Here is a 19,621-nt window from a genome sequence, read left to right as displayed (position 1 = left end):
ATTATTGGCTGTACCAAAATCGGCTCTGCCGCGCTTAATCATCTTACCTGTTCAAATTCAACTGATTAGGTTTAGAATGCATCCCACGCCGACACGATCGAGCGCTCCTTCACGGAAATATTTGGCATTACCAATCTGGATTTGTCCGATGAAACTGCTAGACGGCGATCAAAGATTGAGGAAACGCGATGAAGATCGAGTCGGCTAAAGTCATTGTCACCTGCCCCGGGCGAAACTTTGTGACGCTCAAGATCACGACGGATCAAGGCGTCTATGGCATCGGGGATGCGACCCTGAACGGCCGCGAGCTGTCCGTCGTGTCCTACCTTGAAGACCACGTCATTCCCTGCCTGATCGGTAAGGATCCCCGGCGGATCGAGGACATCTGGCAATACCTGTATCGAGGCGGCTACTGGCGTCGCGGTCCGGTCACCATGTCCGCCATCGCTGCGGTCGATACCGCACTGTGGGACATCAAGGCCAAGATGGCCGGAATGCCGCTCTATGACCTGTTGGGCGGCAAGAGCCGTGAGGCCGTCATGGTCTATGGCCACGCCAACGGCATCGATCTGGCCGAGACCGTCGATGAGGTCGGTCGGTATATCGACATGGGCTACCGCGCCATCCGGGCCCAGTCCGGTGTTCCCGGCATCAAGGACGCCTACGGCGTGGGCCGCGGCAAGATGTACTATGAACCCGCAGACGCCGCCCTGCCCTCCGAGACGGTCTGGGATACCCGGAAATATCTGAACTTCGTACCCAAGCTGTTCGACAAGCTGCGCGACACCTATGGGTTCGACCACCATTTGCTGCACGACGCCCACCACAGGCTGACCCCGATCGAGGCAGGCTCCCTCGGCCACCGGCTCGAGCCCTATCAGCTGTTCTGGCTGGAAGATGCGACCCCGGCGGAAAACCAGGAGGCGTTCAAGCTGATCCGTCAGCACACCACGACGCCACTCGCCGTCGGTGAGATCTTCAACACGATCTGGGACGCCAAGGACCTGATCCAGAACCAGTTGATCGACTATATCCGGACGACTGTGGTCAGGGCCGGGGGCATAACCCACCTGCGTCGAATCGCAGACTTTGCCGCGATCTGGCAGGTCCGGACCGGAAGCCATGGCGCCACCGACCTGTCCCCCGTCACTATGGGGGCGGCTCTGCATTTCGACGTCTGGGTCCCGAACTTCGGCATTCAGGAATATATGCGCCATACGCCCGAGACCGACGCGGTCTTCCCCCACGACTACACCTTCGACAAGGGCTTCCTCTATCCAGGCGAGAGGCCGGGTCACGGCGTCGATATCGACGAAGCCGAGGCGGCCAAATACCCTTACAAGCCCGCCTACCTCCCCGTCGCCCGGCTGGAAGACGGCAGTATGTGGAACTGGTAGTGACCCAGTCCCTTCGCCTTCATCCCGACCGCCTGTTCCCTGTCGATCCCGACACGCGCGGTGTGGCGCGGCGTCTGTATGCGCAGATCAGGGACCTGCCGATCATCAGCCCGCACGGGCATACGGACCCGGCGTGGTTTGCGCTGAACGAGAACTTCGCCAATCCGGCCGAGCTGCTGATCACGCCGGACCATTATGTCTTCCGCATGCTGCATTCCCAGGGGATGGCGATGGAGGATCTGGGCGTTCCGCGTGCCGACGGCGGCCCGGTCGAGACCGATCCAAGGGCGATCTGGCGGAGGTTCGCCGAGAACTATCACCTGTTCCGCGGGACACCGTCGCGGATGTGGCACGACTGGGTCTATGCCGAGGCGTTCGGCATTGATGTGCGGCTGTCAGCCGAGACGGCGGACCACTATTACGACGTCATCGACGCGGCGCTGAAGACCGAGGCCTTCCGGCCGCGCGCCCTGTTCGAGCGGTTCAACATCGAGGTGATCACGACGACCGAGTCGCCGATCGACACGCTCGAGCATCACAAGGCCATTGCGGCCTCGGGCTGGAAGGGGCGGGTCCTGACCGCCTATCGCCCCGATCCGGTGGTCGATCCCGACTATGAGGGGTTCCGCGACAATCTGAAGGTGCTGGCCGACCAGACCGGCTTCGACACGATGACGTGGGACGGATACCTGGACTCGCTGCGGGCGCGGCGAGCGTTTTTCGCGTCCATGGGGGCCACCTCGACGGACCACGGCCACCCGACCGCCTTCACCGCCGACCTGTCGAAGGCGGATGCGCAGGCCCTGTTCGCCCGCGTCTCGACGGGCCCGGCGACGCCTGCCGACGCCGAACTGTTCCGGGGCCAGATGCTGACCGAGATGGCGGCCATGTCGGTCGAGGACGGGCTGGTCATGCAACTGCATCCGGGCAGCTTCCGCAACCACTCGGCGACGGTGTTCGAGCGCTTCGGTCGCGACAAGGGCTGCGATATCCCGACCCGGACCGACTATGTGCGGGCGCTGAAACCCCTGCTGGACCGGTTCGGGTCGGACACCCGGCTGACCCTGATCCTGTTCACCCTCGACGAGACCTCCTACAGCCGCGAACTGGCCCCGCTGGCCGGGCATTATCCGGCGCTGAAGCTGGGGCCAAGCTGGTGGTTCCACGACAGTCCCGAGGGGATGCGCCGGTTCCGCGAACAGACGACCGAGACGGCCGGCTTCTACAACACCGTCGGCTTCAACGACGACACCCGGGCCTTCCTGTCGATCCCGGCCCGTCACGACGTGGCCCGGCGGATGGACTGCGGCTTCCTGGCCAAACTGGTGGTCGAACACCGGATGGAGGAGGACGAGGCGCATGAGCTGGCCCATGCCCTGACCTATGGTCTGGTCAAGGCGGCCTACAGGCTGTGAGCCGGCTGTCGGACGCTTCGCTGTCGCGCCTGCCGGCCGAGGTCGCCCGGCCCGGCTACGACCGGGCGGCGGTCAGGACCGGCGTGGTCCACCTGGGCATCGGGGCCTTCCACCGGGCGCACCAGGCGGTGGTGTTCGACGATGCCCTGGCGTCAGGCGACCTGCGCTGGGGGGTGCTGGGCGCGTCGCTGAGGTCGCCCTCGGTGGCCGAACAGCTGAACCCGCAGGACGGCCTCTATACCCTGGTGGTGCGCGACGGGGCCGAGGAGCGGCTGAGGATCATCGGGGCCGGCAAGGAGGTCATGGTGGGGCCGCAGGACCCGGCGGCGCTGGTGGCCGCCATGGCCGATGCGGACGTCCACATCGTCACCCTGACGGTGACCGAGAAGGGCTATCGCCTCGACCCGGCGACGGGCGACCTGATGCTGGACGACCCCGAGGTCGCGGCCGATCTGATCGACATCTCCAGGCCGATCACGGCACCCGGCTTCATCGTTGCGGCCCTGAAGGCGAGGAAGGCTGCGGGGCTCAAACCCTTCACCGTCATCAGTTGCGACAACCTTCCCCACAACGGCAAGCGGATCCGCGCCGGGGTGCTGGAGATGGCGCGGCGCATTGATCCGGAGTTGGCCGACTGGATCGCCGCCGAGGGGGCCTTCCCCCAGACCATGATCGATCGGATCGTGCCGGCGACGACGCCTGACGACATCGACCGGCTGGAGGCCCGCCTCGGCGTCCGCGACGAGGGCATGGTCAAGGCAGAGCCCTTTACCCAGTGGGTGGTGCAGGATCGGTTCGCCGGCGAGCGGCCCGACTTCGCCGCCTACGGCGTGCAACTGACCGAGCGGGTCGAGCCTTGGGAGGACGCCAAACTGCGTCTTCTGAACGGGGCCCATTCGGCGGTGGCCTATCTGGGGGCCCTGTCCGGGCATGCCCATGTGCACGAGGCGGTCGCGCAACCAGCCCTGCGCGCCGTGGTGCTGTGGCTGTGGGACGAGGCGCAGACGACGTTGAACCCGCCGCCGGGCCTCGACATCGCCGCCTATCGCACGGCCCTGATGGCGCGGTTCGACAACGCCGCCCTGATGCACCGGACCTATCAGATCGCCATGGACGGCTCCCAGAAACTGCCGCAGCGCCTGCTGCACACGATCGAGACCCGGCTGGCGGCGGGAGAGTCGATCGACGCCCTGGCCCTCGGCGTCGCGGCCTGGATGCGATGGCAGGACGGGGTGGACGAGGCGGGCAACCCCTATGTCGTGCAGGACCCGCTGGCCGAACAGACGGCGCGATTGCTGGCCGGGGCGGATACGGATGAGGCGAAGGTTGACGCGCTGCTCAGCCTGTCGGCCGTGTTCTCGCCCACGCTGGCGGCCGATGAGCGGTTCAGTTCCGCCTTGTCCACGGCCTATGCCGGTTTGCGGCGGGACGGGGTGCTGGGGGCGGCGAGAACGTTGTCCAACTAGACGTCAAACTCGGGTTGATGCTGTTGGCAAGAGGCCAACCTGTGCAGTTAGCAGGCCCTCCAGCAACTAGAAAGTGTGCGAAGTCAGAACCGTATCTGATTCAATATCCGTTAGATATCAAGATTTTAATCTCCAATAAAAGCAACGTTAAGCCTCCCCTGCGCGATCCAATGAGCGTTGCGTGGTCAAGCAACCGAAAGTTATATCGTCGTTAAGGGTATTACATTACGTCAGGTACGGAAGTCGCCATTTGGCTCGGAATTCGGGGGAACCAGAATGTTCGGACGCAGCAGAAAATCGGACACAACTGAAGCACGGGCTAGACGGGATCTTGAAAACAAGCTGGATTCCATCTCCCGATCGCAGGCCATCATCGAGTTCAGCCTCGACGGAACTATCCTGACAGGAAACGAGAACTTTCTGTCAGCAATGGGATACTCGGCGGCCGAGATCGTCGGCCGCCACCATAGTATTTTCATAGATCCCGTAGAGGCCGCGACCGACGGCTATCGAGAATTCTGGCAGAAACTGCGTGACGGCCAGTTCGTCTCTCAAAAATTCCGTCGCCTGGCGAAGGGTGGCCGAGAGGTATGGATACAGGCCTCTTACAATCCCGTCCTTGATGCCGACGGCAAGGCCTACAAGGTCATGAAGGTGGCCGTGGACATCACCCAGGCGGAGCAGGAAGCCGCTCGCAGGGAGGTTGCCCGCAAAAGCGCTGAGGAGACCCAACTGGATCTCGTCCGCACCCTGGCAGACAGCCTCAGTCGCCTGTCCGATGGAGATCTGACCGTGAGGATCGAGGGTGATCGGACCGGCTGTCAATCGGCGTCTAAAAGGGACCCCTTATCGGCGTGCAATAGGGACCCCCTTTTGGGGTTCGTGATGGACGTCACGAGCGCACCGCTTGCGAGGGTTGGGGCGTAGGGAGGGCGTAGCCCGACCGGAGGCTCAACCCTCGCTTGGCGTTCTTCGTGGTGGGTCAGCTGCGGTGTTTGAAGCGCCAGCTGTCGTTGCCGGTCTCGACGATGTCGCAGTGGTGGGTGATGCGGTCGAGCAGGGCCGTGGTCATCTTGGGATCGCCGAACACGGTCGGCCATTCGCCGAAGGCGAGGTTGGTCGTGACGATCACCGAGGTCCGCTCGTAGAGCTTGCTGATCAGGTGGAACAGCAACTGACCGCCCGAGCGGGCGAACGGCAGGTAGCCGAGCTCGTCGAGGACCACGACGTCGAGGCGGCAGAGGTGAGCAGCCAGCGCACCGGCCTTGCCCAGGCGGGTCTCCTCCTCGAGGCGGTTCACCAGGTCGACGGTGTTGAAGTAGCGGCCACGCGCCCCGGCGCGCACGACGTTGGCGATGATGGCCGTGGCCAAGTGGGTCTTGCCCGTGCCGGTCCCGCCGACCAGCACGATGTTGCGCCGGTTCGCCAGGAAGGAGCCGCTGTGAAGCGAGCGCACCAGTCCCTCGTTGATCGGCGTGCCGTCGAACACGAAGGCGTCGAGGTCCTTCACGGCCGGCAGCTTGGCTGCCGCCATCCGGTACCGGATGGAAGCCGCATGCCGGTGGGTCGTCTCGGCGCGGAGCAGGTCGGCGAGGATCTCCATGGTCGTACGCTTGCGCTGCAGGCCCGTGGTGACCGCTTCGTCGAAGGCGCCGGCCATGCCCTTGAGGCCCAGGCCGGTCAGGGCCGCCATCATCTCATGCCGCTGCATGCAGGCCTCGCAAGCTGTCGTAGCGGTCGCAGTCCGCCAGAGGCGGATGCCGCAGCGCCAGGTCGTCCGGTGTGACGATGCTCAGCGGCCGGGGCGGTTCGCGCCGGCGCGCCAGGATGTTGAGGATGACGTCGTCGCTGACGGTCCCGGCGGCGAGCGCCTCGCGCGCGGCAGCCTCGACCGGCTCCAGGCCGTCTTCCAGCACCGCCGCCAGCACCCGCACGAACCGGCGATCGGCCTCGTCGCCTGAGCCCAGCTTGCGGCGCAGGCGCGCCAGCGCGGGCGGCAACTCCCAGTCCTGGAACGGCGCGCCATTGCGCAGGGCCCCGGGCTTGGTCGCCAGCACCGGCAGGTAATGCCAGGGATCGTAGAGGGTCCGGTCGCGACCGAAGAACCGACGATGGTCGGCGATGACCTCTCCCTCGCAGCGCACGACGATCCGGTCGGCATAGGCGCGGACCTGCACCGTGCGTCGCCCGGCTCTGGCCATCACCGAGTAGCGGTTGCGGTCGAAGCTGATCAGGCAGGTCCCCGTCACCGCGTGTTCGCTCTCGTGGAAGCCGTCGAACGGGCCCAGCATGGGCTGCAGCGCCGGACGCTCGGCGGCCAGGGCCTGAGCGACCGTCAGGTCCTTCTGCTCGGGATGCTGGCGCAGCTCGCCCCAGCGACGGCATTCTGCCTCCAGCCAGCCGTTCAGCTCCTCCAGGCTGGTGAAGCGCAGGCGCGGCTGGAAGAACCGTCCCCGCGCCGTCTGGACCTGGTGCTCGACCTGGCCCTTCTCCCAGCCGGCCGCTGGCGAACAGGCCGTCGGTTCGACCATGTAGTGGCTCGCCATGACCAGGAAGCGCCGGTTGAACAGCCGGTCCTTGCCCGTGAACACCGTCGTCACCGCCGTCTTCATGTTGTCGTAGATCCCGCGCGTCGGCACCCCGCCGAAGAAGGCGAACGCCCGCGCATGCGCGTCGAACAGCATCTCCTGGGTCTCGCGCGGGTAGGCCCGAACATAGATCGCGCGTGACGCGCACAGTCGCATGTGCGCCACCTTCACCCGCATCGGCTTGCCCGCGATCTCCACGTCCTCGTGGCTCCAGTCGAACTGGTAGGCTTCGCCCGGCTGGAACATCAGCGGGATGAACGTCGGCGCATCGGCTACGCCCCGGCGTCGCTTCAGCCGCCACCCCGCCGCGTAGCGCCGGACCGCGTCGTACGACCCGTCGAACCCCTCGCGCACCAGCAGGTCATGGACCCGCGTCATCCGCAGCTTCTCGCGCCGCGGCCGCGCCTCGTCCTCTTCCAGCAGTTCATCGAGCCTGGCCTGGAACGGCGCCAGCCTCGGCAACGGCTGCACCGCCCGCCGATAGGCGAACTCCGCATCAGGCTCCCGGATCGCCTTGCGCACCACCTTGCGCGACAATCGAAGGTCACGCGCGATCGCCTTGATCGCCTTCCCGGACGCAAACTCGCGCCGGATCCTCAACACCGTCTCCAACACCAACATCCCGAACTCGCCGCCTGACATCCGCCAAGCCGCCACCGTTAGACCTCAGGGATGAGGGGTCCTTATTCGACGCCGATCACACCGCTAACGGGGTCCCTTTTCCACGCCGATCCACAGACCGGCACGCACAAGACCGTTCAGGATGATTTCAACGCAGCCATCGAAAGCCTCCGCGTCACCCTCGACGAAGTGTTGCAGAGCGTGGGCTCGATCCGCAGCGGTTCCGACGAGATCGCCGGGGCCTCCGATGACCTGTCCCGTCGCACCGAGCAACAGGCTGCCAGCCTGGAAGAGACTGCGGCGGCGCTGGATCAGATTACGGCCACGGTCAAACGCAGTGCCGCCGGAGCCATGCAGGCAGCGAACGTCGCAAGCGGCACCCGTTCGGACGCTGAAAAGTCCGGACTGGTGGTCCGGGAGGCGGTGATCGCCATGGGCGAAATCCAGCAGAGTTCCAACGAGATCGGCCAAATCATCGGCGTCATCGACGAAATCGCCTTCCAGACCAACCTTCTGGCCCTGAATGCGGGGGTCGAGGCTGCCCGGGCTGGGGACGCCGGTCGTGGCTTTGCAGTCGTCGCCCAGGAAGTCAGGGCTTTGGCCCAGCGATCCGCGACCGCGGCCAAGGAGATCAAGGCATTGATTTCGGCCTCGACGTCACAGGTTTCCAAGGGCGTGAAGCTGGTGGACGATACCGGCGCGGCGCTGGCAACGATCGCCGGCAGCGTCGCCGAGATGGACGGCCTGATTGCCGAGATTGCCGCTTCCGCGCAGGAGCAATCGACGGCGCTCGCCCAGGTCAACTCGGCTATCAATCAGATGGATCAGGTCACCCAGCAGAACGCGGCCATGGTCGAAGAGACGACGGCCGCCGCTGGAATCCTGCAATCTGAAACGGGCCAGCTGGCTGGACTGGTCAAACGGTTCAATACCGGGTCAGCCCTCGCGGGCCATGGTTCCATCAACAACCCGGTCCTGGAAGCGCGCGGCCGGATCGAGGCGTTTGCAAGGGCGAGCGCACCTTCCATTCCCGCAAGGCGAGCTGCGCCACGATCGGTCGGCAATACCGCGCTGAAAGCTTCCGAATGGGAGCAGTTCTAGATGTCGCCGCTTTCTATCGACGCTGCCGGTTCCGGCGGCATGCTGGAGTTGATCTCGTTCGAGATCGGGGGTCAGGAATACTGTATCGACGTCCGTTCGGTACGGGAGATCAGGGGCTGGACCCCCACGACGCCGATGCCTCAGACGCCGGACTATGTTCTGGGCGTCATCAACCTGCGCGGGGCGGTCATGCCTGTGCTGGATCTGCGTTGCCGCCTGGGTCTCGGACGGACCGAGCCGACATCGCGCCACGTCATCGTGGTGGTCCAGCATGATACGCGCATGGCCGGCATGCTTGTGGACGGCGTGCAGGAAACCTTCCAGTTGGCCGCCAACCTGCTCCAGGACCCGCCCGTGATGGGCTCCGACGCCAACGAGCAATTCGTCGATGCCATCATTCCGATGGAAGGACGAATGCTGTCCCGATTGGTGGTCGAATCACTGTTGCCCCAGGCGATAGCTCAGGCTGCCTAGTGCCAGACTGACATCGGGCGGACGGCCGCTTCCAAATCACTGGCAGAACCATGAAGGTCCGACGGATCGCCGGGTGTTGCACGTCAAGCCTTATCGGCCCGCGGGGTGAACCGGGCGACCAGATCATAGGCTTCACCCGGAAACGTCAGACGGACGTGGGTAACCGGGTCATGGCCTCGCCAGGTTCGCCTTTGCAGGCAAAGGCAGGCGACCGACGTCTCGATCAACAACCGTTTGGCCGTCGCCCTGGACGGATTGACCGCGCTGATTCTGTGCTCAGCCTCTGTCCACGGGACCGCACCCAGAAGCCAGGCACCGGGAGGCGTTATTCCGAAATCAACCCGCTCCGCGTCAGGCGCGGCGCCCAGACTGATCAGGCGAGCTTCATGGGCAAACGGTCGTCCGCTGGCCAGATGCAGACATTCCAGCACGAGCACCGGCCCCGACACCGCCCGGTCCAGTGCCTCGTCGTCATCCTGACTGGAGACCCTGATCGTTCGCGACAGGAGTTCATAGCCGTAGGGGTCGCCACGGCTCATGATCTCGGTCTGGATGTCCGGGATATCCAGAACCGCCGAATGAACGGGCGGCCGGGCGACGAAGGTTCCGGCACGGCGACGACGCACGATCAGGCCCTCATCCACCAGTGGCCCCAAGGCCTTGCTGACCGTCATCCGTGAACAGCCGTACTGGACCATCAGGTCGTGCTCGGTCGGGATCCGATATCCAGGCGGCCACTGACCCGACAGAATCCGTTCCGCGATTTCGGACCGGATCCGCCTGTGCAACGTCGGCTCGGCCGGCGTCATGCGTCGCTCAGCACCCGGGACAGCGCTCTGGCGTAGCCGCGGACAATGTCAGGGCGAGCGACGTGGCGCCCCTCCTTGACGACCTGCCGCCCCCGCCGCCAGACGGCGTCGATCGATCCGTCGCCAGTCACGAATATCCAGTGATCCAGAGCGTGGTCTCCAGGCGGGGCGGCGCTGCCGTCCGGAGCGGCCAGGGCGATGATGTCCGCGACCTGACCCTCGCCAAGGCCGGCGATGACGTCGGCTCCCGTGGCCTGTGCGCCGCCGGCCAGCGCGTCCCGCACCATCGCTCCGCCGGTGGAGCCGCCTGCCGGGTCGGCCATGACGTTGCGCGACCGCTGTAACAGCCGCTGGGAATATTCGAGCATCCGCAGTTCCTGGCCGGCGCTGATGGACACATTGGAATCCGACCCCACGCCCCAGACACCTCCCGCCGCCAGATAGTCCGCCGCCGGGAAGACCCCGTCGCCCAGATTGGCCTCCGTGATCGGACACAGGCCCGCGACCACACCGCTGGCCGCCATGCGCTGGAGTTCGCCGGGCGAAGTGTGTGTGGCGTGGACCAGGCACCAGCGGCGATCGACCTCGACCGTGTCGAACAACAGGTCCACGGGCCGCACGCCCGACCAGGCCAGACAATCCTCGACCTCCCGAACCTGTTCGGCGATGTGGATATGGATCGGCCCGCGAGACATGCCGCACACAGCGCGCAACTCTTCGCCCGTCACGGCGCGCAGACTGTGGGGGGCGACGCCGAGAACGGCGTCAGGCAGGTTTGAGGTCGCGCGACCGCTTTCCTGAAGCAGACGCTGAAAGCCGTCCAGGTCATTGACGAACCTGCGTTGTGCCTCGACCGGTGCCGCACCGCCAAACGCGGAGTGGGCGTAGAAGACCGGCAGCAGGGTCAGAGCGATCCCCGTCTGCTCGGCAGCCGCCGCGACGGCCTCAGCCATCTCGCCCGGATTGGCAAAGGGCCGGCCGTCGATGTTGTGATGCAGATAGTGGAACTCCGCCACGCGGGTGAACCCGCCCTCCAGCATCTCGGCAAAGGCCATGGCCGCGATGGCCGCGACCTCATCGGGTCTCAGCCGATCGACGAACCGGTACATGGTCTCGCGCCAGGTCCAGAAGCTGTCCCTTGACGAACCGCGAACTTCCGCCAGCCCCGCCATACCGCGCTGAAACGCATGGCTGTGGAGATTGGCCAGCCCCGGTAGCCCTGTCGCATGGACCGAGTCATCGGGCGCGGCGGCGACGTCGGTCACGATACTGTCGATCAGTCCGTTGCGAAGGCCTATGCGGACCGACCGGGCCCATCCTGTGTCCAGCAGGGCCTGTTCAAACCACAGCCAGGCCGGCGGTGAGGCGGTATCCGGTCCGGCTATCGGTGTATCGACTGTCACTGGACAATCCTCATCGCTCTGCAATATGTCTATACAATATCGAGCCGGTCGCCTAGCGATTCCTGTCTCGAAACAGGAGGGCTGAGGGTGGATTGCGATCGCGTCTGGACCAATGCCCGGCTCGCGTCCCTGGCTCCCGGGCGACCGGGGCTCGGCGTCGTCGACCACGGCCTCGTGGCATCGCGGGACGGCCGCATCCTGTATGCCGGTCCGGCGCAGGACGCCCCCGCCCTTAACCCCGCCAACATCGACGATTGCGCCGGTCGCTGGATCACACCGGGGTTGATCGACCCCCACACCCATCTGATCCACGGCGGCGACCGTGCGCATGAGTTCCAACTGCGTCTTGCCGGTGCGACCTATGAAGAGATCGCACGCGCGGGCGGCGGCATCGCCTCTACGGTCAAGGCCACGCGGGCGCTCGACGAGGCGGGTCTGATCGCCACCGCCCTGCCCCGCCTCGATGCCCTGATCGCCGAGGGTGCGACGACTGTCGAGATCAAGTCGGGATACGGCCTGTCGCTGGAGCATGAGCGACGTATGCTTCTGGCCGCCCGCCGCCTGGGCGAACTCCGGCCCGTGTCGATCAGCACGACGTTCCTCGGCGCCCATGCCCTGCCGCCCGAGTTCGCGGGCGACGCCGATGGCTATATCGATCTGGTCTGTCGCGAGATGATCCCGACCCTTGCGGCCGAGGGCCTGATCGACGCAGTGGACGCGTTCTGCGAAGGCATCGGCTTCACCCTGGACCAGACCCGCCGGATTTTCGACGCCGCACGCGCCCACGGCCTGCCCGTCAAGCTGCACGCCGAACAGTTGTCGAACCAGCATGGCGCTGCGCTGGCAGCCGAGTTCGGAGCCCTGTCCGCCGATCATCTCGAATATCTCGACGATGCCGGGATCGCCGCCATGGCAAAGTCGGGCGTCGTCGCAACCCTGCTGCCGGGTGCTTACTACTTCATGCGCGAGACACACCTGCCCCCGATCGCAGCCCTGAGGACCGCGGGCGTGCCGATGGCCCTCGCCACCGACTGCAACCCCGGCACCTCGCCCCTGACGTCGCTGTTTCTGACGATGAACATGGCGGCGACCCTGTTCAGGATGACGGTCGAGGAATGCCTGGCCGGGGTCACCCGCGAAGCCGCCCGCGCGCTAGGCCAGATCGACAACGTTGGCACGCTGGAGGTCGGAAAACGGTGCGACCTCGCGATCTGGGATATCGAACGACCGGCCGAACTGGTCTATCGCATGGGCCTCAACCCGCTCCATGCCCGCGTCTGGAGAGGCCAATGACCGCAGCGCCCGCCATCGAACACATCGTGATGCGCCCCGGCGAGGTCAGCCTGACCGACTGGCGCGCCATCTATCGCGGCGCATCCGCGACCCTGCACCGCGACGCCGCCGAGCCGATCCGGGCCAGCGCCGCTGCCGTCGAACGCATCCTGGCGCGTAGTGAGCCGGTCTATGGGATCAACACGGGCTTTGGAAAGCTGGCCGGGATCCGGATCGAGGCCGGCGACCTGGCGACCCTGCAACGCAATATCGTGCTGTCCCACGCGGCGGGCGTCGGCGAGCCGTCACCGACGCCGGTCATCCGCCTGATGCTCGCGCTGAAACTGGCCAGCCTGGCCCAGGGCGCGTCGGGCGTGCAGCCTGCGACCATCGCCTTGCTGGAGGCCCTGATCGTGCGGGGCCTGACGCCCGTCATTCCCTGCCAGGGCTCGGTCGGCGCGTCAGGCGACCTCGCCCCTCTCGCCCATATGGCGGCTGCGATGATCGGCGTCGGGGAGATCGAGGTCGACGGCGTCCGCAGGCCGGCCACCGACGCGCTAGCCGCAGCCGGTCTGGCCCCATTGACGCTGGGTCCGAAGGAAGGACTGGCGTTGTTGAACGGCACCCAGTTTTCGACGGCCAATGCGCTCGCGGCCCTGTTCGGTGCCGAGGCCCTGTTCCAGAGCGCCCTGGTCACAGGTGCCCTGTCCACCGAGGCGGCCAAGGGTTCGGATACGCCATTCGATCCGCGCATCCACACCCTGCGTCGCCACGTCGGTCAGATCGAGACCGCCGCTGCCCTGCGCACACTCATGAACGGCTCGGCCATCCGCGCCTCCCATGCCATCGACGACGAGCGGGTTCAGGATCCCTATTGCCTGCGTTGCCAACCTCAGGTCATGGGGGCCGCGCTCGACGTCCTGCGTCAGGCGGCGACGACGCTGTCGATCGAGGCCAACGGCGTCAGCGACAACCCCCTGATCTTCCCGGACACCGACGAGGCCCTGTCCGGCGGCAATTTCCACGCCGAGCCCGTCGCCTTCGCCGCCGACATGATCGCCCTGACCATCTGCGAGATCGGTTCGCTGTCGGAACGCCGTATCGCGATGCTGGTGGACCCTGCCCTGTCGGGTCTGCCCGCCTTCCTGACCGCCCGACCAGGCCTCAACTCCGGCTTCATGATCCCGCAGGTGACCGCCGCCGCCCTGGTGTCAGAGAACAAGCAGAAGGCCTATCCGGCCAGCGTCGATTCCATTCCGACCTCGGCCAATCAGGAGGATCACGTTTCCATGGCCGCTCACGGCGCGCGCCGCCTGCTGGCCATGGTCGAGTCCGCCAACGCGGTCGTCGCCATCGAACTGCTGGCCGCCGTCCAGGGATGCGACTTCCACCGCCCGCTGACGTCAAGCGCGGCGCTGGAAGCGGTCCGGGGCACTCTTCGAGATCAGGTTCCCCATCTGGATGAGGATCGCCATTTCCATCCTGACATAGACGCAGCGCTCGGCCTCGTGCGGTCGGGCAAGGTCGTCGCGGCGGCGGCTCATGCCCTCCCGGGGGTCTGCTGATGGACTGGCTGGAGGTCCATCGCGGGGACGCCCCCCTGATCGTCAGCCTGCCCCACACGGGCTTCGACCTTCCGCCTGAGCTGGCAGACGCCTTCGTCTCGCCGTGGCTGGCGACCCGTGATGCCGACTGGTGGATCGACAGGCTCTATGATTTCGCGAGAGATCTCGGCGCGACCACCATCCGCACGCGCCTGAGCCGGAGCGTCATCGACGTGAACCGCGATCCATCCGGAGCCTCCCTCTATCCCGGCCAGTTCACGACCGGCCTTTGCCCGACCGAGACGTTCGACGGAGAGGCCCTGTACGCTGGCGCTTCGCCGACGGCGGCCGAAATTGCGCATCGTCGAACGGTCTGGTTCGACCCCTACCACGCCGCCTTGACCGACGAGATCGACCGACTGCGCGGCCAGCACAAGCGCGTCGTTCTCTATGACGCCCACTCGATCCGTTCGGTTGTGCCGTCGCTGTTCGAGGGCGTGCTGCCCAATCTGAACATCGGCACGAATGGCGACGTCTCCTGTGACCCGGACTTGACCCGCGCAGTCGAGGCCGCCTGCGACGCCGGTCCCTTCAGCCGCGTCACTAACGGGCGGTTCCGCGGCGGCTGGATCACCCGTCACTACGGCGAGCCTGACGAGGGCGTCCACGCCATCCAGATGGAACTGGCCTGTCGCGGATATATGGACGACCCGGCCGAGGCCCCCACGTCCGCGACCTGGCCCTCCCCCTACCGTCTCGAACAGGCGGCACCGATGCGGGCTGTCCTGACCGATGTTCTCACCGCCTGCCTGACCTTCGCCCGCGCCGGGAGCCCGTCATGAACCGCAACGACCCCACCCGCGTCATCCGCGCCGCCACCGGTCCCGACCGCACCTGCAAGAGCTGGCTGACCGAGGCCGCGCTGCGGATGCTGATGAACAACCTCGATCCCGACGTCGCAGAACGGCCTGAGGAACTCGTCGTCTATGGCGGCATCGGCCGTGCGGCCCGCGACTGGAAGAGCTTCGACACCATCGTCGAGACCCTGCGCCGGCTTGAGGACGACGAGACTCTGCTGATCCAGTCGGGCAAGCCGGTCGGGGTCTTCCGCACCCACGCGGATGCACCACGCGTCCTGCTGGCCAACTCCAACCTCGTGCCGCACTGGGCGACGTGGGAGCATTTCAACGAGCTCGATCGCAAGGGCCTGGCCATGTACGGCCAGATGACGGCCGGGTCCTGGATCTACATCGGTGCCCAGGGCATCGTTCAGGGCACCTATGAAACCTTCGTCGAGATGGGTCGCCAGCATTACGGCGGAGACCTGTCGGGCCGCTGGCTGCTGACGGCGGGTCTCGGCGGCATGGGCGGTGCCCAGCCCCTCGCCGCGGTCATGGCGGGGGCATCATGCCTGGCCGTCGAGTGCGATCCCTCCCGCATCGCCATGCGGCTGCGCACCGGCTATCTGGATCGGGCGACCGAGAACCTCGACGAGGCCCTGGCCCTGATCCGAGCGGCCTGCGAAGCAAACACGCCGATCTCTGTCGGACTGCTGGGCAATGCCGCCGAACTCCTGCCCGAGTTGTTCCGGAGCGGCGTTCGGCCTGACCTGTTGACCGATCAGACCTCGGCCCACGATCCGATCAACGGCTATCTGCCCAGGGGCTGGACGCTGGACCGATGGACGGCCATGCGCGCCCAGGCCCCGGATCAGGTCGAGGCGGCCGCCCGCGCATCGATGGCCGAACACGTCCAGTCCATGCTTGATTTTCAGGCGGCGGGCGTCCCCACGGTCGATTACGGCAACAACATCCGCCAGATGGCCAAAGAGGCGGGCGTCACGAATGCCTTCGACTTCCCCGGCTTCGTCCCGGCCTATATCCGCCCCCTGTTCTGTCGAGGCATCGGTCCGTTCCGCTGGGTGGCCCTGTCCGGCGATCCCGAGGATATCGCCAGGACCGACGCCAAGGTGAAGGAACTGATCCCCGACAATCCGCACCTCCACAACTGGCTCGACATGGCCGCCGCCAAGATCAAGTTCCAGGGCCTGCCCGCCCGAATCTGCTGGGTCGGTCTGGGCGACCGCGACCGGCTGGGCCTTGCCTTCAACGAGATGGTGGCGTCGGGCGAGCTGAAGGGTCCTATCGTCATTGGCCGCGACCATCTGGATTCAGGCTCCGTCGCCTCGCCCAACCGCGAGACCGAGGCCATGCGCGACGGTTCGGATGCGGTCTCCGATTGGCCCCTGCTGAACGCCCTGCTCTCGACGGCATCGGGCGCGACCTGGGTGTCGCTCCACCACGGCGGCGGGGTCGGCATGGGCTTTTCCCAGCATGCCGGTCTGGTCATCGTCTGCGACGGGACGGAGGCGGCTGCGAAGCGGATTGCGCGTGTCCTCTGGAATGACCCGGCGACGGGCGTGATGCGCCACGCCGACGCGGGCTATGACATCGCCTTGAACACGGCACGCGAGCAAGGACTGGACCTGCCCGGCATCCTGGGATGACCACAACCATACTGCGGGCCGCCGACCGTATCGCCATGCCGTGGAAGAACGGCGGAGGCGTCACTCGCGAGGTCGCCGTCTGGCCTCCAGAGGCGGGACTCGATGATTTCGACTGGCGCATCAGCATGGCGGAGGTCGGTGAACCCGGCGCATTTTCTCTGTTCCCCGACGTGGACCGCTGCCTGACCGTGATCGAGGGATGCCTGCACCTGACGTTCGACGACGAGACCTCCGTTCCGCTAGATGCGCAGTCGGAGCCCTGGGACTTTCCAGGTGACCGGGCCTGTCACGGCCAGCCCATAGGTGGACCGGTGCTGGACCTCAATGTCATGTGGCGACGCGGTCGGTTTCGATCCCAGGTCAAGCGGGTGTTGGACATGACGTGGCGCCCGACAGGTGTCGCCTCACTCCTGATTGCCTTTGCACCACTGACAATCGCCGACGACCGTGTCTCGGCCGGGACAAGGCTTGGGCCGATGGATGCATGGCTTTGCCACGACCCTTCCACGCCCATCGATTTGGTAATCGACGGCCCGGCGCTCGCCATCGAGATCCAGGCCTTGTGACCACACCTCAGCCTGCTCATCTCGAATAGGCCGGCGCGTTACTTCGAGGCAGCTGCGGTCCTGCGTCGGGCGTAGACCAGAACTTCGGGTCCACGGCGTCCGGATTGCCTGATCAGCGAGCTTACGATCCTTTGACGCGTGTCACCGACCTGGACCTCTGAGGTCACCCGAAAGAAGTTCGAGGTGAAGCCGACGCCGGGCGGGGCGTAGATGTCCCTGCGTGCCAGATCCTGGGGCGTCAGCACCCCCCGGTTCCTTTGCCGCGTGCGAACCAGCAGACCCGCGGTCATGGGGCTATCGAACAACACGGCTATCATCCGCTCGTCCGCAGTATTCAGGTTGATGCTGGTATCCAGAGGCAGAACGGTGATTAAGGGTCGCAGCGCCGCGATCTCGGCCACCGTGAGGCCGACGGTGCTTAGTTGATCCAGATTGGCCAGAGGACCGCTGGCCCTCACGAGGGCGATGATCGGCGTACGCAGGGCCGGACGCAGACCGACGGCGGCCAGAATCTTGCCCAGTCGCTCTTCGGTCACCAGTCCACCGTTCGCCACGGTATTCAGATTGAACCGGGCCTGGTCGTCGGTGATGGTCAGGCTGAAGGTCCCGCCCTCGATGGCGATGTCCTGCTCCCGAATCGCGGCCCAGGGTTCGGCCGAGTTGTCCGTCTCGGGCGCGGTCGCGGCGTCGCGGCGCAGTGCCGTGACCGCAGAAAGCTCGCCCGATCGCGCGATCACCCCCGCCTGTGACGCCTCGCGCAGCCGCACCGTTCGGTCGATGGCATCCGACTGGGACGAGACCATCAGCAGCACGACCAGGGCGGACAGGGCGACGATGAAGAGCACATTGACCAGGATCAGCCCCGACCGCGCCTCGCGTGATTGTGGACGCGACATCAGGGCAGCCTCGGCAGTTCCACGACGCGACGCAGGGGCCCGCTCAGCCCCCCGCCGTCGGGGGCCAGGATCAGGGTCGCCTCGATGGCGCCCGGCCGTTCAGGCGACAGGCCTGCAGCCAGAGCCAAGGCTGGCGTTGGCACCACCCAGGCACCGGCCGGGTCCAGAAAGCGCAGGCTGATCCCCGATACTCCGCGGATCAGCACCTGCTCGCCGCCTGCCCCGGCCTGACGGACCAGATCGCGACCTTTCACGCCATATCGCACCGCCATCGTACCGCCCGCAGCCGCAGCGGGCGCGCGCTGGAACGCGATGGAGTCCGCAGTGATGACGACCGGGGCCGGCGTCATCGACTCGAAGTCCAAGGTCATCAGGTACATGGCCCGCTGGAGTTGAGCCAACTGCTCCAGCCGGCCGTCCAGCCTCTCCTGTGTCCGGATGATCCCGCTCAGCATCGCGAATCCGGCCAGCGAGATCAACGCGAACAGGGCCATGGCGACCAGCAGTTCGATCAGGGTGAACCCGTTGGCGACCGCTCGCTTTCGGGCATGCCCCTGGGTCATTGTCCGGTCGCGCGTGCGACCACGCGCGTTGCTCCCTGCGAAACCACCTGGATCGCCAGTTCACGGGCGCAGCCGCCGTCTGCGGTGAAGCGCACGGCGCCGAGTGCGCCCTGGAATCCTTCGGGTGCCAGCAATCCGTCGCGGCTCACTCGTCCCGCCGCATCCAGACGTCGAACGACGCCCGCGGCATCGAACGCCAGGGCCGCGAGCAGGCCCGGCGCACTGCTGTGCCTGGCCTCATAGGTCTGGGCGAAGCTGGCGAAGGCGGCGGGATCGGGTGCGGCGAACCATGCCCCCTCGACGGTGCCGAGGACAGCCCCTGTTCCCTCCGACCAGGACGACGGGCCCAACAACTGGATACCCAGTTCCACGATCCGCCCGCACACCTCGATCGTTGCCGGATCGGAACGGCAGGCCAGCACCGCGTCCGGCAAACTCCCGCCCGACGCCGTGCTCAGCAGGCCGGCCAGCCCCTCGCCTGCACCTAGGAGGCCGGCGATATCCGCCTCGAAGACTTCCACGCCGAGCCTGGACGCATGGGCGCGGGCGGCTGTGAGGGACTGAACAGACCATGTCTCAGCGTCGGTCAGGATGGCGATGCGGCGAACGCCACGACTGCGGGCATAGGCCAAGATTGCCGACACACCCTGGGATGCCGTTATGCCCATGCTGAAGGCACCCGTCGCGCGAACCGCAGCATCGTTGGAAAAAGCCAGGACCGGCCGACCCGCAGCAGCCGCTGTGACGGAGTCGACCTCCGCCGCAAAGACGGGGCCCATGATCAGGCCGATGCCGGCAGCGACGGCGCGGCCGGTTGCCAGAGCTGCACCCTCGGCCGTACCACCCGTGTCCAGCACGAGAAATTCGGGCTGTTTTCGATCTGCGGGCTGCGCCAGGGCGGCCGCCCGTGTCATGCTGACCGCAAGGTCGGCGGATGCGCCGGTCAGAGGCAACAGCAAAGCCGTCCGGGGCGGAGTTTCCGCCGCCCAGGCCGACATTG

Annotated in this window: 17 protein-coding genes and 1 pseudogene; 11 read left to right on the top strand and 7 right to left on the bottom strand. The window is 66.2% G+C overall.

Translation table 11 applies throughout. The annotated features are described in order from the left end of the window. The first annotated feature begins 188 nt into the window (after positions 1 to 188). From manD to O5K39_RS14220, 4 genes are all read left to right on the top strand, one after another. The gene (gene manD / locus O5K39_RS14235) at positions 189 to 1,397 is read left to right on the top strand and encodes a D-mannonate dehydratase ManD (protein ID WP_271144273.1); all 1,209 of its coding nucleotides are present in this window, start codon (positions 189 to 191) and stop codon (positions 1,395 to 1,397) included. Further along, positions 1,397 to 2,812: a glucuronate isomerase gene (uxaC, locus tag O5K39_RS14230; protein WP_271144272.1), complete on the top strand. Its 1,416-nt coding sequence runs from the start codon at positions 1,397 to 1,399 to the stop codon at positions 2,810 to 2,812. Before manD ends, uxaC begins: the two co-directional genes overlap by 1 nt. Continuing rightward, positions 2,809 to 4,278 carry a mannitol dehydrogenase family protein gene (locus tag O5K39_RS14225; RefSeq protein ID WP_271144271.1) on the top strand — a complete coding sequence of 490 codons (1,470 nt, stop codon included), beginning with the start codon at positions 2,809 to 2,811 and terminating at the stop codon, positions 4,276 to 4,278. Before uxaC ends, O5K39_RS14225 begins: the two co-directional genes overlap by 4 nt. Before the next feature lie 276 nt (positions 4,279 to 4,554). Further along, positions 4,555 to 5,205 (top strand): PAS domain S-box protein, encoded by a 651-nt coding sequence (locus O5K39_RS14220; RefSeq protein ID WP_271144270.1) that lies wholly within the window; start codon positions 4,555 to 4,557, stop codon positions 5,203 to 5,205. Between the two features lie 55 nt (positions 5,206 to 5,260). Here the strand turns inward: O5K39_RS14220 and istB are convergent, their stop codons facing one another. Both istB and istA read right to left on the bottom strand, forming a co-directional pair. After that, positions 5,261 to 5,989, bottom strand: a complete 729-nt coding sequence (gene istB, locus O5K39_RS14215; protein WP_271143524.1) for an IS21-like element helper ATPase IstB — start codon at positions 5,987 to 5,989, stop codon at positions 5,261 to 5,263. After that, positions 5,976 to 7,487 carry an IS21 family transposase gene (gene istA / locus O5K39_RS14210; protein WP_271143525.1) on the bottom strand — a complete coding sequence of 504 codons (1,512 nt, stop codon included), beginning with the start codon at positions 7,485 to 7,487 and terminating at the stop codon, positions 5,976 to 5,978. Before istA ends, istB begins: the two co-directional genes overlap by 14 nt. Before the next feature lie 120 nt (positions 7,488 to 7,607). Between istA and O5K39_RS14205 the strand changes: the two are divergent. Both O5K39_RS14205 and O5K39_RS14200 read left to right on the top strand, forming a co-directional pair. Next, positions 7,608 to 8,588 (top strand): annotated as a pseudogene (locus tag O5K39_RS14205) (methyl-accepting chemotaxis protein); the annotation flags it as partial. Further along, positions 8,589 to 9,062, top strand: coding sequence for a chemotaxis protein CheW (locus tag O5K39_RS14200; RefSeq protein ID WP_271144269.1), 474 nt, complete (start codon positions 8,589 to 8,591; stop codon positions 9,060 to 9,062). An 83-nt stretch (positions 9,063 to 9,145) separates the two neighbouring features. Here the strand turns inward: O5K39_RS14200 and hutC are convergent, their stop codons facing one another. Both hutC and O5K39_RS14190 read right to left on the bottom strand, forming a co-directional pair. After that, complete coding sequence (gene hutC, locus O5K39_RS14195; protein ID WP_271144268.1) at positions 9,146 to 9,871, bottom strand: histidine utilization repressor; 726 nt, start codon at positions 9,869 to 9,871, stop codon at positions 9,146 to 9,148. Then, positions 9,868 to 11,274: a formimidoylglutamate deiminase gene (locus O5K39_RS14190; protein WP_271144267.1), complete on the bottom strand. Its 1,407-nt coding sequence runs from the start codon at positions 11,272 to 11,274 to the stop codon at positions 9,868 to 9,870. Before O5K39_RS14190 ends, hutC begins: the two co-directional genes overlap by 4 nt. 87 nt (positions 11,275 to 11,361) lie before the next feature. Here O5K39_RS14190 and hutI point away from each other — a divergent pair, with 87 nt between their 5' ends. Genes hutI through O5K39_RS14165 form a run of 5 tightly spaced genes read left to right on the top strand, consistent with a single transcriptional unit; the run spans position 11,362 to position 17,162 of the window. Then, positions 11,362 to 12,567, top strand: a complete 1,206-nt coding sequence (gene hutI / locus O5K39_RS14185; RefSeq protein WP_271144266.1) for an imidazolonepropionase — start codon at positions 11,362 to 11,364, stop codon at positions 12,565 to 12,567. After that, a complete protein-coding gene (gene hutH, locus O5K39_RS14180) occupies positions 12,564 to 14,111 on the top strand; it encodes a histidine ammonia-lyase (protein WP_271144265.1) in 1,548 nt (515 codons plus the stop codon). Before hutI ends, hutH begins: the two co-directional genes overlap by 4 nt. After that, positions 14,111 to 14,932, top strand: a complete 822-nt coding sequence (hutG, locus tag O5K39_RS14175) for an N-formylglutamate deformylase (protein ID WP_271144264.1) — start codon at positions 14,111 to 14,113, stop codon at positions 14,930 to 14,932. The genes hutH and hutG overlap by 1 nt, the downstream gene beginning before the upstream one ends. Further along, the gene (gene hutU / locus O5K39_RS14170; RefSeq protein WP_271144263.1) at positions 14,929 to 16,596 is read left to right on the top strand and encodes a urocanate hydratase; all 1,668 of its coding nucleotides are present in this window, start codon (positions 14,929 to 14,931) and stop codon (positions 16,594 to 16,596) included. Before hutG ends, hutU begins: the two co-directional genes overlap by 4 nt. After that, positions 16,593 to 17,162, top strand: a complete 570-nt coding sequence (locus tag O5K39_RS14165) for a HutD family protein (RefSeq protein WP_271144262.1) — start codon at positions 16,593 to 16,595, stop codon at positions 17,160 to 17,162. Before hutU ends, O5K39_RS14165 begins: the two co-directional genes overlap by 4 nt. Before the next feature lie 38 nt (positions 17,163 to 17,200). Here O5K39_RS14165 and O5K39_RS14160 read toward each other — a convergent pair whose 3' ends face one another. From O5K39_RS14160 to O5K39_RS14150, 3 genes are read right to left on the bottom strand one after another with little or no spacing between them, the layout of a single operon-like run. Beyond that, positions 17,201 to 18,058, bottom strand: coding sequence for a type II secretion system protein GspK (locus tag O5K39_RS14160; RefSeq protein WP_271144261.1), 858 nt, complete (start codon positions 18,056 to 18,058; stop codon positions 17,201 to 17,203). After that, complete coding sequence (locus tag O5K39_RS14155; RefSeq protein ID WP_271144260.1) at positions 18,058 to 18,621, bottom strand: prepilin-type N-terminal cleavage/methylation domain-containing protein; 564 nt, start codon at positions 18,619 to 18,621, stop codon at positions 18,058 to 18,060. Before O5K39_RS14155 ends, O5K39_RS14160 begins: the two co-directional genes overlap by 1 nt. Further along, the gene (locus O5K39_RS14150; protein WP_271144259.1) at positions 18,618 to 19,619 is read right to left on the bottom strand and encodes a penicillin-binding protein activator; all 1,002 of its coding nucleotides are present in this window, start codon (positions 19,617 to 19,619) and stop codon (positions 18,618 to 18,620) included. The genes O5K39_RS14155 and O5K39_RS14150 overlap by 4 nt, the downstream gene beginning before the upstream one ends. Between the last annotated feature and the right edge of the window lie 2 nt (positions 19,620 to 19,621).

It is taken from the genome of Brevundimonas sp. NIBR10 (assembly GCF_027912515.1).
Lineage (GTDB): Bacteria > Pseudomonadota > Alphaproteobacteria > Caulobacterales > Caulobacteraceae > Brevundimonas.
The sequence above is the reverse complement of the archived record's forward strand: the minus strand, read 5'-3'. Positions and strand labels throughout refer to the sequence as shown.

Bases quoted from the DNA above. Each gene is read 5' to 3' on its own strand.
- manD (WP_271144273.1), top strand. From the start codon at position 189: ATGAAGATCGAGTCGGCTAAAGTCATTGTCACCTGCCCCGGGCGAAAC.
- O5K39_RS14220 (WP_271144270.1), top strand. From the start codon at position 4,555: ATGTTCGGACGCAGCAGAAAATCGGACACAACTGAAGCACGGGCTAGA.
- istB (WP_271143524.1), bottom strand. From the start codon at position 5,989: ATGCAGCGGCATGAGATGATGGCGGCCCTGACCGGCCTGGGCCTCAAG.
- istA (WP_271143525.1), bottom strand. From the start codon at position 7,487: ATGTTGGTGTTGGAGACGGTGTTGAGGATCCGGCGCGAGTTTGCGTCC.
- O5K39_RS14200 (WP_271144269.1), top strand. From the start codon at position 8,589: ATGTCGCCGCTTTCTATCGACGCTGCCGGTTCCGGCGGCATGCTGGAG.
- hutC (WP_271144268.1), bottom strand. From the start codon at position 9,871: ATGACGCCGGCCGAGCCGACGTTGCACAGGCGGATCCGGTCCGAAATC.
- hutH (WP_271144265.1), top strand. From the start codon at position 12,564: ATGACCGCAGCGCCCGCCATCGAACACATCGTGATGCGCCCCGGCGAG.
- hutG (WP_271144264.1), top strand. From the start codon at position 14,111: ATGGACTGGCTGGAGGTCCATCGCGGGGACGCCCCCCTGATCGTCAGC.
- hutU (WP_271144263.1), top strand. From the start codon at position 14,929: ATGAACCGCAACGACCCCACCCGCGTCATCCGCGCCGCCACCGGTCCC.
- O5K39_RS14165 (WP_271144262.1), top strand. From the start codon at position 16,593: ATGACCACAACCATACTGCGGGCCGCCGACCGTATCGCCATGCCGTGG.
- O5K39_RS14160 (WP_271144261.1), bottom strand. From the start codon at position 18,058: ATGTCGCGTCCACAATCACGCGAGGCGCGGTCGGGGCTGATCCTGGTC.
- O5K39_RS14155 (WP_271144260.1), bottom strand. From the start codon at position 18,621: ATGACCCAGGGGCATGCCCGAAAGCGAGCGGTCGCCAACGGGTTCACC.
- O5K39_RS14150 (WP_271144259.1), bottom strand. From the start codon at position 19,619: ATGTCGGCCTGGGCGGCGGAAACTCCGCCCCGGACGGCTTTGCTGTTG.